The sequence below is a fragment of the Haladaptatus sp. SPP-AMP-3 genome (assembly GCF_049568665.1).
GTDB classification, from domain to species: Archaea; Halobacteriota; Halobacteria; order Halobacteriales; family Haladaptataceae; genus Haladaptatus; species Haladaptatus paucihalophilus.
This window is the reverse complement of sequence record NZ_CP145897.1, coordinates 346,691-359,243: the sequence shown is the minus strand read 5'-3', so window position 1 is coordinate 359,243 and position 12,553 is coordinate 346,691. Positions and strand designations below refer to the sequence as shown.

General features: G+C 60.1%; 14 protein-coding genes and 1 tRNA gene. 9 read left to right on the top strand and 6 right to left on the bottom strand.

The features are described 5' to 3' along the window. Positions 1 to 22 precede the first annotated feature (22 nt). Together V5735_RS02300 and V5735_RS02295 are read right to left on the bottom strand one after the other, a co-directional pair. Entirely contained in the window at positions 23 to 358 is a 336-nt protein-coding gene (locus tag V5735_RS02300; RefSeq protein WP_423744884.1) for a DUF7322 domain-containing protein, read from the bottom strand. A gap of 94 nt (positions 359 to 452) precedes the next feature. Then, positions 453 to 638, bottom strand: a complete 186-nt coding sequence (locus V5735_RS02295) for a DUF7331 family protein (RefSeq protein WP_007982767.1) — start codon at positions 636 to 638, stop codon at positions 453 to 455. A gap of 108 nt (positions 639 to 746) precedes the next feature. Between V5735_RS02295 and V5735_RS02290 the strand changes: the two genes are divergently transcribed. The 7 genes from V5735_RS02290 to V5735_RS02260 all read left to right on the top strand — a co-directional run bounded on the left by V5735_RS02290 (position 747) and on the right by V5735_RS02260 (position 8,510). Further along, positions 747 to 3,434, top strand: a complete 2,688-nt coding sequence (locus V5735_RS02290) for a DNA-directed DNA polymerase (RefSeq protein WP_423744883.1) — start codon at positions 747 to 749, stop codon at positions 3,432 to 3,434. Between the two features lie 159 nt (positions 3,435 to 3,593). After that, positions 3,594 to 4,499, top strand: coding sequence for an ABC transporter ATP-binding protein (locus tag V5735_RS02285; RefSeq protein WP_423744882.1), 906 nt, complete (start codon positions 3,594 to 3,596; stop codon positions 4,497 to 4,499). A gap of 9 nt (positions 4,500 to 4,508) precedes the next feature. Beyond that, on the top strand, positions 4,509 to 5,939 hold the full coding sequence (gene sufB, locus V5735_RS02280) for a Fe-S cluster assembly protein SufB (RefSeq protein ID WP_423744881.1): 1,431 nt from the start codon (positions 4,509 to 4,511) through the stop codon (positions 5,937 to 5,939). After that, on the top strand, positions 5,936 to 7,144 hold the full coding sequence (gene sufD / locus V5735_RS02275) for a Fe-S cluster assembly protein SufD (RefSeq protein ID WP_423744880.1): 1,209 nt from the start codon (positions 5,936 to 5,938) through the stop codon (positions 7,142 to 7,144). The genes sufB and sufD overlap by 4 nt, the downstream gene beginning before the upstream one ends. Before the next feature lie 90 nt (positions 7,145 to 7,234). Further along, positions 7,235 to 7,735, top strand: a complete 501-nt coding sequence (locus tag V5735_RS02270) for a hypothetical protein (protein ID WP_007982758.1) — start codon at positions 7,235 to 7,237, stop codon at positions 7,733 to 7,735. Continuing rightward, positions 7,732 to 8,160, top strand: a complete 429-nt coding sequence (locus V5735_RS02265) for a metal-dependent transcriptional regulator (RefSeq protein ID WP_423744879.1) — start codon at positions 7,732 to 7,734, stop codon at positions 8,158 to 8,160. The genes V5735_RS02270 and V5735_RS02265 overlap by 4 nt, the downstream gene beginning before the upstream one ends. A 277-nt stretch (positions 8,161 to 8,437) precedes the next feature. Beyond that, positions 8,438 to 8,510: transfer RNA gene (locus V5735_RS02260), tRNA-Gln, on the top strand. Positions 8,511 to 8,710: 200 nt separating this feature from the next. On the opposite strand, the gene V5735_RS02255 is transcribed toward V5735_RS02260, so the two are convergent. Further along, a complete protein-coding gene (locus V5735_RS02255) occupies positions 8,711 to 9,337 on the bottom strand; it encodes a PEGA domain-containing protein (protein WP_423744878.1) in 627 nt (208 codons plus the stop codon). Positions 9,338 to 9,479: 142 nt separating this feature from the next. Continuing rightward, positions 9,480 to 9,779: a DUF202 domain-containing protein gene (locus V5735_RS02250; RefSeq protein WP_423744877.1), complete on the bottom strand. Its 300-nt coding sequence runs from the start codon at positions 9,777 to 9,779 to the stop codon at positions 9,480 to 9,482. Positions 9,780 to 9,950: 171 nt separating this feature from the next. Here V5735_RS02250 and V5735_RS02245 point away from each other — a divergent pair, with 171 nt between their 5' ends. Continuing rightward, positions 9,951 to 10,160 carry a hypothetical protein gene (locus tag V5735_RS02245; RefSeq protein ID WP_423744876.1) on the top strand — a complete coding sequence of 70 codons (210 nt, stop codon included), beginning with the start codon at positions 9,951 to 9,953 and terminating at the stop codon, positions 10,158 to 10,160. Between the two features lie 38 nt (positions 10,161 to 10,198). Here the strand turns inward: V5735_RS02245 and V5735_RS02240 are convergent, their stop codons facing one another. Further along, entirely contained in the window at positions 10,199 to 10,549 is a 351-nt protein-coding gene (locus tag V5735_RS02240) for a hypothetical protein (protein WP_423744875.1), read from the bottom strand. 246 nt (positions 10,550 to 10,795) lie between these two features. On the opposite strand from V5735_RS02240, the gene V5735_RS02235 reads away from it, so the two are divergent. After that, positions 10,796 to 11,821 carry a metallophosphoesterase family protein gene (locus V5735_RS02235; protein WP_423744874.1) on the top strand — a complete coding sequence of 342 codons (1,026 nt, stop codon included), beginning with the start codon at positions 10,796 to 10,798 and terminating at the stop codon, positions 11,819 to 11,821. A gap of 27 nt (positions 11,822 to 11,848) precedes the next feature. Here the strand turns inward: V5735_RS02235 and V5735_RS02230 are convergent, their stop codons facing one another. Next, positions 11,849 to 12,553: an alanine--tRNA ligase-related protein gene (locus V5735_RS02230; protein WP_423744873.1), complete on the bottom strand. Its 705-nt coding sequence runs from the start codon at positions 12,551 to 12,553 to the stop codon at positions 11,849 to 11,851.

The window sequence follows — 12,553 nt, the reverse complement described above, 5'->3', positions numbered from 1 at the left end:
TCGGGATAGCAGCGGCGAACGGTTAGTCCTTCTGGACGTTACGGTACCGACGATAGCCGCGGCCGAACGCGAAGAGACCGACGGCGACGAGTCCGCCGCCGAACGTCCACTGGCTTCGGAACGCGACGAGCATGAGGCCGAGGCTGAGACAGAACAGGGCGATGTTGAAGAGAAGGACTTGCGACCAGAACTCCTTTTGCAGTTCCGGGTCGGCGTCCACCGTGCTGTAGTCACGTACCGACGGGGCGTCGACGCGGAGACGCTCCGACGGGTCGTCTACGGTCGGAGTCATGTCGGCTTCCGGAGCGTCACCCGGGTCTTCGGAACCCTCATCGTCGTGACCGAATTTGTCGAACACCGTGGTCGTGGTTCGTGTGTAAACGGCAAAAGCGTTCGGAGTCGATGCAGGCGTTCGATTGAGACGATCGGTTCAGATATTCGAGACGCTCGATTCAGATATGTTTCTCTAGCGTGACCGTGCTGGACGCCTTAAGCCAACCAAGGGGATTGTTGGCGTCGTAGAATACGACACCATCCTCCGTCTCATAGGCTTCGATCGAACTCATCGGCTCGTCGGGAACCGGAAGTTCGGTTTCTGCGCGGTCCAGCGTTCCGTCCTCTGTTGCACGGTCAGACATTGGCTTGACCTCATCCTGTGCTATGAGTTAACACATTAAATCTCTTTCCCCTCTCCCGACTGGCACAAACGGGAGGGTTTTTACCCGGAAGCGCCAAAAACAATCGACATGACTCAATCTGGGCTTGGCGACTTCGCGGGCGGAGAAGCGCGTCCCGCGGCGGAAGCCCACGCCGTTGCGGGGAACGAATCGACGACGGCGAACGTCGTGGACGCCGATACCGACTGGCTCCCCGAATCGCAGGGGACCATCGAGCTGGCGGTGACGCAAGTCGATTACACCATCGACGGCAGTGGTGACGAGGAGGAACCCATCATCCACGTGTTCGGGCGGACACCGGACGACGAACAGCAGCACGTTCGCGTCGTCGGGTTTCGGCCGTACTTCTACGCGCCGACGGAGACGCTGAACGATGGCAAACTGAACGACGGGCGGATTACGGGGTCCGAGGAGGGCTACGAGAGCATCCGCGGCGAGCAGTTGACCAAGATATTCGGACGGACGCCGCGGGACGTCGGTAACATCCGCGACGAATTCGACCACTTCGAGGCCGACATCCTCTTTCCCAACCGCTTTCTCATCGACAAGGACATCAACAGCGGGATTCGGGTTCCCGAGCGCCGCCGTGAGGACGGAGCTATCGTCGTGCAGGAGAGCGAAGTCGAGGCGGCCGACGTGCAGGCGAACCTTCGCGTACACACCTTCGACATCGAAGTAGACGACCGCTCCGGCTTTCCGGAGGACGGCGAGGAACCGATTATCTGTCTCACCAGCCACGATTCCTACCGCGACGAGTACATCGCGTGGCTGTTCGACGCGCCGGATGGGGATGGGGATGCGGACCTCCCCGCCGCGCTCCCGGACTACGAACCGCTTCGAGATGGACCGGACATCGACGTTCGAACGTTCGAGACGGAAGAGGAGATGTTGTCGGCCTTCCTCGACTACATCGACGACACCGACCCCGACGTACTGACGGGGTGGAACTTCGAGGACTTCGACGCGCCGTACTTCCTCGACCGACTCGAGCGGTTGGAGGGACCGCACCACGACTACGACCTCGACTACAACCGACTCTCGCGCGTGAACGAAGTCTGGCGGAGCGACTGGGGCGGCCCGACGGTCAAGGGTCGCGTCGTCTTCGACCTGCTGTACGCGTACAAGCGAACCCAGTTCAGCGAGCTCGACTCCTATCGACTGGACGCGGTCGGCGAAACCGAACTCGGCGTCGGGAAGGAGCGCTACGCGGGCGATATCGGCGACCTCTGGGAGCAGAACCCGGCGCGACTGCTCGAATACAACGTTCGTGACGTGGAACTCTGTGTCGAACTCGATAGAAAGCAGAATATCGTTGCGTTCTGGCAGGAAGTCGCGTCGTTCGTCGGCTGTAAACTCGAAGACGCGACGACGCCCGGCGACGCGGTGGACGTGTACGTTCTGCACAAAGCCCACGGGCAGTTCGCGCTTCCGTCGAAGGGACAGTTCGAGGCGGAGGATTACGAGGGCGGCGCGGTGTTCGAACCGATTACCGGCGTCAAGGAGAACGTCACGGTGCTCGACCTGAAGTCGCTGTACCCGATGTGTATGGTGACGCTCAACCTGTCGCCGGAAACGTCGGTGAACCCCGACAAGTACGACGGTGACACGTACGTCGCGCCGAACGGGAGCCACTTCCGGAAAGAACCTGACGGAATCGTTCGGGAAATCATCACCGAGACGTTGAGCGAGCGCGAGGAAAAGAAGGCGCTTCGGAACGAACACGACCCGAACAGCGCCGAGTACGAGATTTACGACCAACAGCAACAGGCAGTGAAGGTCATCATGAACTCGCTCTACGGCGTGTTGGGATGGGAGCGGTTCCGCCTCTACGACAAGGAGATGGGCGCGGCCATCACCGCCACCGGTCGGGAAGTCATCGAGTTCACGGAGACGGCGGCGAACGAAATCGACTACGAAGTGGCGTACGGGGACACCGATTCCGTGATGCTCGAACTCGGTGGCGACATCGGGAAGGACGAGGCTATCGAGCAGTCGTTCGAAATCGAGGAGCACATCAACTCCCGATACACTGAATTCGCGCGCGAGGAGTTGAACGCGAACGAACACCGCTTCCAAATCGAGTTCGAGAAACTGTATCGCCGCTTCTTCCAAGCGGGCAAGAAAAAGCGCTACGCTGGCTACATCGTCTGGAAGGAGGGCAAGGACGTAGACGACATCGACATCACGGGGTTCGAGTACAAGCGCTCGGATATCGCGCCCATCACGAAGGAAGTCCAGCGGCAGGTCATCGAGATGATAGTCACGGGAGAGGACTTGGACAACGTAAAGGAGTACGTCCACGACATCATCGAGGACTTTCAGGCAGGGAACGTCGATCTGAACGATGTCGCCATTCCGGGCGGCATCGGGAAACGACTCGACAACTACGACACCGACACGGCACAGGTGCGCGGCGCGAAGTACGCGAACCTCCTCCTCGGAACCAACTTCCAGCGCGGGAGCAAGCCGAAACGCCTCTATCTGAAGAAGGTGCATCCGGCGTACTTCGAGACAATCGAGCGCGAAAAGGAGTTGGATGCCCGCCCGGACACGCTGTACGGCGAGTTCAAACACGAACAGGACGTCATCTGCTTCGAGTACGCCGACCAGATTCCCGACGAGTTCGAAGTCGATTGGGACAAGATGCTCGATAAGACGCTCAAAGGACCCATCGAGCGGGTTCTGGAGGCGCTCGGCATCTCGTGGGAGGAAGTGAAGACGGGCCAGCAACAGACCGGTCTCAGTAGCTTCATGTAATCCCGCGGTTGTTTTCACCTATCACGCGGCTGTGAATCGAACCACCCACCTTTCTATGTGGAAAACAATTTTTTCCTTTCCGAAAACCGATTGCACAGGAATGCGAAACGGTTATGGGACGACCTACCCTTGCTCCAAACGACTTAGGTGAACCTAACAATGGCAACGCTCGAACTGAAAAATCTCCACGCGGAGGTCGTGGAAGAAGGCGAAAAGATCCTCAACGGCGTCGATCTCGAAGTCGAATCCGGCGAGATTCACGCCCTGATGGGACCGAACGGCAGCGGAAAATCGACGACATCGAAAGTCATCGCGGGCCATCCCGCGTACGAAGTCACCGAGGGAGAGGTACTGCTTCACCTCGAGGGTGACGAGTTCGAAGACATCGAGATTCCCGAGGACATGCGCACGTGGAATCTCCTCGAACTGGAACCGAACGAGCGCGCGGCGCTCGGCATCTTCCTCGCGTTCCAGTACCCCGCGGAAATCGAAGGCGTCACGATGTCCAACTTCCTCCGCACCGCGCTCAACGCGAAGCTCGAAGAGCGCGAAGACCTCTTCAGCGAGGAGGACGAAGTTGAGGAAGAAGAGGAAGAATCCGGCTATGACACCAGCCCGATGGAAGGCCCGGCGGACGACGGCGAAGTCGGCGTCGCCGAGTTCCAGGAACTCCTCAAGGGGAAGATGGAACTGCTCGACATGGACGAGAAGTTCGCAATGCGCTACCTCAACGCCGGGTTCTCCGGCGGTGAGAAAAAGCAGAACGAAGTGTTGCAGGCCGCCATCCTCGAACCGTCCATCGCGGTGCTGGACGAAATCGACTCGGGGCTGGACATCGACCGCCTGCAGGACGTATCGGAAGGAATCAACGCACTCCGCGACGAACAGGGAACTGGCATCCTCCAGATCACCCACTACCAGCGTATCCTCGACTATGTGGAACCCGATACGGTTCACATCATGCTCGACGGCGAAATCGTCAAGGAAGGCGGCCCGGAGCTCGCCGAAGAACTCGAAGACAAGGGGTACGACTGGGTTCGCGACCAGGTCTACGAGACCGCATAAGGTGTTAGCATGAGTTCAGATCAGGATCACTTGAAAGAGACAGATACGGAAGAACGGTTCGAGTTCAAGAAAGAACAGCGGGCCGCGGTCAAGTCCGACAAGGGGCTGACCGAAGAGGTCGTCCGCCTCATCAGCGAGGACAAGGACGAACCCGAATGGATGCTCCAGCGGCGTCTCCGCGCACTGGAACACTACCAGAACATGCCCATGCCGACGGACTGGCCCGGCCAGCCCGACCTTTCGGAACTCGACGTCGAGGAGATCGTCCCCTACATCCGCCCCGACGTGGACAAGCGCGGCGGCGCGGACGACTGGGACGACCTCCCGGACGACATCAAGGACACCTTCGACAAACTCGGCATCCCGGAGGCCGAACGCAACGCGCTCTCCGGCGTCGGTGCCCAGTACGAGTCCGAGGTCGTCTACCAGAACATGCAGGAGCAGTGGGAGGAAAAGGGCGTCATCTTCTGCAACATGGACGAAGCGGTTCAGGAGCACGAGGACCTCGTTCGAGAGTACTTCATGACGAAGTGCGTGCCGCCGAGCGACAACAAGTTCGCGGCGCTCCACGGTGCGGTCTGGTCCGGCGGGTCGTTCGTCTACGTCCCCGAGGGCGTGACCGTCCAGATGCCGGTGCAGGCGTACTTCCGCATGAACTCCGAAGGGATGGGCCAGTTCGAACACACGCTCATCATCGCGGAAGAGGGTAGCGAAGTCCACTACATCGAGGGCTGTTCCGCGCCCAAGTACTCCGCGTTCAACCTCCACTCCGGCGGCGTCGAGGTGTTCGTCGGCGACGACGCTCACGTCCAGTACTCGACCGTGCAGAACTGGTCGAAGAACACGTACAACCTCAACACCAAGCGCGCCATCGTCGAAGCCGGTGGCCGCATGGAGTGGGTCTCGGGAAGCATGGGGTCGAAGTCCACTATGCTCTACCCGTGTTCCATCCTCAAGGGTCGCGGCGCGTCCGCGAACCAGATTTCCATCGCCTTCGCGGGCGAGGGACAGAACATCGACACCGGCGCGAAGGTCTACCACAACGCGCCGAACACCAACTCGACCATCGAGTCCAAGTCCATCAGCAAGGACGGCGGCCGCACGAACTACCGCGGCCTCGTCCACATCAGCGAAGGCGCAGTGGACTCGTCCACGTCCGTCGAGTGTGACGCGCTGATGTTCGACAACGAGTCCACGTCGGACACCATGCCGTACATGGAGATCAACGAGAACCGCGTTAACGTTGCCCACGAGGCGACCGTCGGGAAGATCGGCGACGAGGACGTCTTCTACCTCCAGAGCCGCGGCCTCGACGACGACGACGCGAAGCAGATGATCGTGAGCGGGTTCATCGAACCCATCACGGAGGAACTGCCCATCGAGTACGCGGTCGAACTCAACCGCCTCATCGAACTCGAAATGGAGGGCAGTCTCGGATGAGCACGCAGGTTCACAGCACCCTCTCGGAGGAGACCGTCCGCGAGATTTCGGGCGACCTCGACGAACCCGACTGGCTGCTCGAAACGCGTCTCGAAGCGCTCGATGCGCTTTCCGAACTCGACATGCCAGAGGTCATCCGAACGCCGGGCCGCGATTGGACGAACCTCGACTCGCTCGATTACGACAGCTTCGTCGACCCGCTGTCGGCCGCGGAGGAGAAAGAGCGCGTCGAACCCGAAGGCGTCTCCGTCCTCTCGCTGTCCGACGCGCTGGACGAACACGAGGAGATCGTCGAGGAGTACTTCGGCTCGGTCATCGACCCGCAGGAGAACTACCTGACGGCGCTGTCGGCGGCGCTGTTCACGTCCGGTACCCTCGTCTACGTCCCCGAGGGCGTCGACGCGGAGGACGTGACGATTCGGACGACGATGCAGAGCCAGTCGCTGTTCAACTACACGCTCGTCGTCACCGAGAAATCGAGTTCGGTGACAATTCTGGAGCGCCAGGAGAGCGAGGAACTGGACGGCGAACGCTACTACAGCGGACTCGTCGAAATCTCGGCCGGCGAGAACAGTCACGTCCAGTACGGCTCCCTACAGGACGTCGACGAGGAGACCTACACCTACACGCTGAAGCGCGGCACCGCCGCCGACCACGCCACCGTCAATTGGGTCGAGGGCAACGTCGGTTCGCGGCTCACCAAGTCCTCCGTCGAGACGACGCTCGACGGCGAGGGCTCGGAGACGAAGACCGTCGGCGCGTTCTTCGGCCACGACGACCAGCACTTCGACGTCGCCGCTCGCGTCTGGCACAAGAACGAGCACACGACCGCGGACCTCGTGACCCGCGGCGTCCTCGACGACGAAGCGCGCTCGGTCTACGAGGGCGTCCAGGACGTCGGCAAAGAGGCGTGGGACACGAGCTCCTACCAGCGTGAGAACACGCTGATGCTCTCCGACCGGAGCGAGGCCGACGCGTCGCCGAAGCTCATCATCAACAACCACGACACCGAAGCCAGCCACTCCGCGACGGTCGGACAGGTCGACGAGGAAGACCTGTTCTACATGACTTCGCGCGGCGTGCCGGACGAACTGGCCAAGAACATGCTCGTGGAAGGGTTCTTCGTCCCCGTCTTGGACGAAGTGGAAGTCGAGGAACTCCGCGAAGACCTCGACGCGAAAATCGTCGAGCGCCTCGACTACTGACGACGGCCGTTTTTATCCGAACTCACATTCGTTCTTTTTCGCGCGGTCACATCAGGGAGTGTTAAGTTTCCCCACCCCTTTTCCACAGCCATGAGTGTGAGTCAGCGCGTCTCGTCGGACCGCCAACTCGCGCGCTTGCTCCAAATCGGCGTCGTATTGGAGGAAGTCGTCGAGGCACGGGCCGCGCGCCATTTCGAAACCCTCCCCTCCGAAGAGCAAAACGAACTCCACGAGGACGTTCGTGACCTGCTCGACGAGGCACGCGAGGAGTCCGCCGAACATCGGGAACGTCTCGAATCCCTCATCGACGAACTCGATGCCGAGACGATTCCGTTCGAGGAGATCGAGCTACTCGTGGGCGAGCAGTACGCCCAAACAGCCCCGGACGACTTCGACGGCGTGCTCTACGACCAACTGCACGGCGAGGAGACGGCGTACAAGTTTTACGACGACCTCATCGTCGCCGTCGAGGCGAGCGACACCGAGTTCGGCGTCGAGCGCGAGCGGTTGCTCGAAACGCTCTCCGCGATTCGAGCGGAGGAAGCGGCGGGCGTCGAAGAAGTCGCGGACCTGATGGAGGCCAGCAAATGAACACAGCAGATCAATACCTGAAAGCGATCTATCTCGTCCAGCGAATCAACGACGGCCCGGCTGCGACCGGCGCCCTCGCGGACCGGCTCGGCGTGAGTCCCGCCAGCGTCAACGAGATGGTCGGCAAACTTCAAGAGCGCGGGCTGGTCGAACACGAGAAGTACCGCGGCGCGACCCTCACCGAGGAAGGTGAAACGCGGGCCAGCGACGCCCTCCAGACCTACTGTATCCTGGAGCGTTTCCTCGCCAACGTCCTCGAAGTAGACGACTTCCGAACCGAGGCGAAACAGCTCGAAAGCGTCATCGACGAGACGGTCGCGGACCGACTCGACACCATCATCGACCGCGAGCCACAGTGTCCCGATTGTTTCCACGCCGACGAGGACATGTGTGCACATCTGGTCGAAGACGGACGCGCGGACTGACGGGGACTACCGAATTTTCGCGGCGAGACAGTTGCGTTACGTTCAAGTAGCCACCCGAATTACGTGACGACGTAGCCTTCATACGAGAGGGCAACTACGCTCTGCAGTCCCGGGGTGTCTCGCCGAACGAAGTGAGGCGAGGCTCGGAAGCCGACGTGTCGGCTTCCGGTGGTGAGCAGTTTCTTCGAAACTGCGAATCACACGGGATGAGCAGTCCCGTGGTGGTGAGCAAATCCATCGGATTTGCGAGGTACGCGGGACGACGAGCGAAACGAGGAGTCCCGTGGTGTAGCGGCCAATCATAATGGCCTTTGGAGCCATTGACGGCGGTTCGAATCCGCCCGGGACTATAACATCCAGCGTTCTAGTTTTGATAGCGATATGAGTGGTCACTCGTAGTCTACGAACCGATTATAGAAGGTTCTATTTTTGAGGGATCGAATAATTGTGAAACCATCTGACCAAGCTCCAAAAACCGACGTTACTGCCGACTACCATCGAACCCTCTCGAATCGACTCACAAAAAACCGCAACAATCCGCAAAACGTTCTCACTTCGAACTGTACTGTATCGTTCCGGTCCACTTGCCGTAGATGTCGTCGGACTGCTTGTCCGCGTCGAGGAGGTAGACCGTGATGTTAAGCGTGCCGTCGTCGAACTGGTCGAAGGCACCCTGTTCGATTTCGACGGTGTAGGTTCCCGGGTCGTGCTGGAAGCGGACGTTGGTCCGGCCGACGTTTTTACCGTTGATTTGGACGAGGAAGTACGGGTCGCCGTCCACGAGCGGTTCGGGGTCCACGTTGGGGAGGCTGGTGTTCGCGGTGACTTCGACGTTGAAGTTGGAGTAGCCGTTTCCGTTCTTCGCTTTCACCTTGTCGACGAGCGTGACGCTCTTCATGCGGTTCTCCTGATTGGAGTCTCGCTTGTCGTCGAGCGGCGTGTGCGGTTCTTTGGGCGGTGACCACGACTCCACCGTCGTGGTGGTCGTGGTTGTGGTGGTCGTCGCGTCCGTCGTCGTCGCGCCGCTCGCGGTCGTCGTCGTGGACGCACTCGTCGATGTCGGTGCGTCCGTCGTCGTGGTGGTGGTCGTCGTCGTATCGGACCCGCCGAGTCCGGCGCAACCGGCGAGGAGGACGGCGAGCACGAGGACGACCGCTGTGGATCGATGACGATTCATAGTTGTGTGTGTGTGACTATTTTCGTGAGAGCCCAAAAATCCTTTTACCGGTTTCAAGACCCTATTTCCTCGTACCAAGCCGTCCCACATTGAGGGTAACGGGGGAATACCACCGAGAGGGATGCGGGCAGCACGGATGCGCTCAGTCGCGCTCCAGCGGTTCTTCGATTTCCGCGAGGACGGTGCGAATGCGCCGATTACTCCGCGCATACGAAATCCAACCACCGAGAAAGAAGAGCATACCGACGACGATGGCGATGCTACCGAGTTCGGTCGCAAAATCCTTGTCGCTGAAAAAGCCGACGATGACGGTTCCGAAGATGAACATGGAGATGCCCGTTCTGATATGTGCCAGTATCGTCCGTTCGCGGGCGAGATGTGTCTGCTCGCGCGCGAGCCGCATCGACCGCCTCGATTGGTGCTTCGAATCGTCTGCCGTCATATCGCTTTCGTTGGAGTCGAACGACAATACACCAATCGGTAGATGGGACATTCTGAGGCGGCATCGACTATCGGGAATCGTTCGCTGTATGTTCTCAAGCGGCGACAAATAGAAACAAGACATATATCCCCGCGCTACTTCTGCAATATCTACCATCAAATGAATAATATTATGCAGTATGAACAAAACGAGCGATACGAGATGTCGGTCACGGACGCGAGTTTCGAGGAGGACGGGTCGTTGTGTCTCTCGCTGCAGTTTGGACCACACGTACGGCCGCGGGTCGATGAACTGCTCACGACGGGGTACGTCAAAATCAGCGTGTACGACGATGGAGAGTTCACGGAGGACGGGACGCTGACGTTGTACGGTCGCTTATAGCGTTGAGAGTCGAGGACGCGAAAAATGAAATGCAAAACTCAGAGACGGTCCCGACCGCGACCGCCCGAGGTGAACCGACGCACGTCTATTAGTCGAATCGCTCGTGCGACGGGCTGGAGATACCGACGAATGTCGAACTCGGTCCGTTGATCCGATTCTCGACGCCGAGAGCGGGACGTTCGGGACGAATCCGAGCGGTTCACCAGTCGTTTCGCCTTCCGCTGGGTTTCGGGCGAGATGAGCGGTTCTTCCGGTGAAATGAGCCGCGAGAGTACCGCACAGATGGCGGCGATGACTACGAAATAGTAGCCGAACGTGGTCAGTATATTCGCCGAAAAGAACGCCACGTAGACGCCGTTGATGAAGAAAAACAGTCCAACTAGTTGCAAACCCCTATTGAGATAGGAGGACGACGAACTCGTCGTCGTCGTTGATGTTCCGATTCCTTGCAGGCTTCTCGTACTCATCCTCACTCATCCTTTCGACGTGCGACGTAATGAAAGTCAGTCAGACACGTGTATTGAACGAGATATGACTGAAATAACACCATTTCTCCTACCGAATATATAGTCTATGGGTTAAACTATATATTCTGTACGCCAGATTTATATCTTCTGCAGAAGACCGTACGCTTGATGATCGAAGACGGGACAACGGCGGGACTTCAGAACGAGTCCCGCCCGACCGAGGCCGTCAGCGAATCACCTTCCGAAAACGCGGATGCGGGTCCCCTTTTCGCCCGATTTTCCCATCCACGGAGCGCGACCCGGACGACGGTCGCCGTCGTCTCCGACGTCCACGTTTCGACCGAAAAGCGCGGCACGTGGAAAGTGTTTCATCGAACTCGAGACCGTCTCGAAACCGTCATCGCGGACGCGAACGCCCGCGAAGTGGATGCCGTCGTGTTCGCGGGCGACCTGACCGAGGACGGGTCAGTCGCCGACTTCGAAACCGTCCGGTCGCTCCTATCCGACCTCGACGCTCCCTACCTCGCCGTGCCGGGCAACCACGACGTTCCGAAATCCTTCGACGGCCACGAGACGCCGCCGCTCTCGTCGTTCGAGTCGGCGTTCACGCCCGACGGATACCCCTTCCACGAGCGGGTCGGCGGCGTGGACGTCATCGGGTTGAACAGCGCTTCGACGCCCGACGGGGCGCTTTCCGACTGTCACGACGGCCGTATCTCCGCCGACCAACTCGCGTGGCTGGACGACACGCTTCCGAAGACGGACGCGCCCATCGTCGTCTCCCACCACAATCTTCCGGGACTGTGTGACGAGACGGACGCTCACTCGTGGCGCTCGTCGTTCCCGATTCGAAACGCGACGGACGTGGCCGACGTCCTCTCCGAACACGACGTTCCGCTGCACGTCTCCGGGCACTTACACGTCCCCGCAATCGCCGAGACGATGGGCGTACGGGAACTCGTCGCGCCATCGTTGTGTTCGTTCCCGCAGGCGTACCTCCTGTTCGAAATCGGCCCGCTCGGAACGGCGGTTCGCTTCGTCCCGACCGCCGACCCGGCGGGGACGAGGGAGGCCTACATGTACGCCAAAAAGGACTCCGCTCGAAGCGACGCGCTCGCGAAGATGACGCTCGACCGACTCGCGTCCCTCCCGCTCGAAGACGAGCCGTTGCTAGTTACGAACCGGTCCGCCTAACCGCGCGGGCTTTTCGGGCGGACGACCCTATTCGAGGACGAACTTCAGTCGCTCCTCGTCGCTTCCCTTCGTCTCCCGGCCCGTAATCCGGAACGCGCCGAGTTCGTCGGTCCGTTCGACGTGCGTCCCAGCACAGGCGGTTCGGTCTGTGTCTTCGATTTCCACGATGCGAATCCGGCGGATGCTTTCGGGAAGGAGGTGAATCCGCGTCCGTTCCGGGTCGAGGGACGCCTCGGCCTCGTCGCGGTCCATCTCGTACCAGCGAACCGTCAATCCCGCGTCGATGCGGTCGTTCATCATCGATTCGATGCGGGCGAACTCCTCGTCGGTGAACCGCTCGTAACCACAGTCGATGCGGGCGCGGTCTTCGTACAACTGATTGCCCGTCGTTTGCGCGTCGTACTCCTCCAGCAACACCGCGGAGAGCAGGTGCTGGGCGGTGTGATACCGCATGTGGGCGTAGCGCCGCTCCCAGTCGATTCGTCCGGTGACGGTCGTCCCTTCCTCGGGCGGCGTCCCGTCGAGCGTGTGGTAGATGGTGTCTCTCTTCTGTACGTCGGTGACCGCCCACGTCTCGTCCTCGGTTTCGAGCACGCCGGTATCGAAAGGTTGGCCGCCGCCTTCGGGATAGAACAGGGTTCGGTCGAGCACGACGCGGTTACCCGCGACGCGTTCGACCATGGCCTCGAATTCCCGCTCGCTCGTCGCATCGAGATACAACGCCTCGGTCAT

Excerpts from the sequence above, each read along its gene's own strand:
- V5735_RS02295 (WP_007982767.1), bottom strand. The coding sequence starts at position 638 with ATGTCTGACCGTGCAACAGAGGACGGAACGCTGGACCGCGCAGAAACC.
- V5735_RS02235 (WP_423744874.1), top strand. The coding sequence starts at position 10,796 with ATGATCGAAGACGGGACAACGGCGGGACTTCAGAACGAGTCCCGCCCG.
- V5735_RS02290 (WP_423744883.1), top strand. The coding sequence starts at position 747 with ATGACTCAATCTGGGCTTGGCGACTTCGCGGGCGGAGAAGCGCGTCCC.
- V5735_RS02255 (WP_423744878.1), bottom strand. The coding sequence starts at position 9,337 with ATGAATCGTCATCGATCCACAGCGGTCGTCCTCGTGCTCGCCGTCCTC.
- V5735_RS02250 (WP_423744877.1), bottom strand. The coding sequence starts at position 9,779 with ATGACGGCAGACGATTCGAAGCACCAATCGAGGCGGTCGATGCGGCTC.
- V5735_RS02270 (WP_007982758.1), top strand. The coding sequence starts at position 7,235 with ATGAGTGTGAGTCAGCGCGTCTCGTCGGACCGCCAACTCGCGCGCTTG.
- sufD (WP_423744880.1), top strand. The coding sequence starts at position 5,936 with ATGAGCACGCAGGTTCACAGCACCCTCTCGGAGGAGACCGTCCGCGAG.
- V5735_RS02230 (WP_423744873.1), bottom strand. The coding sequence starts at position 12,553 with ATGACCGAGGCGTTGTATCTCGATGCGACGAGCGAGCGGGAATTCGAG.
- V5735_RS02265 (WP_423744879.1), top strand. The coding sequence starts at position 7,732 with ATGAACACAGCAGATCAATACCTGAAAGCGATCTATCTCGTCCAGCGA.
- sufB (WP_423744881.1), top strand. The coding sequence starts at position 4,509 with ATGAGTTCAGATCAGGATCACTTGAAAGAGACAGATACGGAAGAACGG.
- V5735_RS02245 (WP_423744876.1), top strand. The coding sequence starts at position 9,951 with ATGCAGTATGAACAAAACGAGCGATACGAGATGTCGGTCACGGACGCG.
- V5735_RS02285 (WP_423744882.1), top strand. The coding sequence starts at position 3,594 with ATGGCAACGCTCGAACTGAAAAATCTCCACGCGGAGGTCGTGGAAGAA.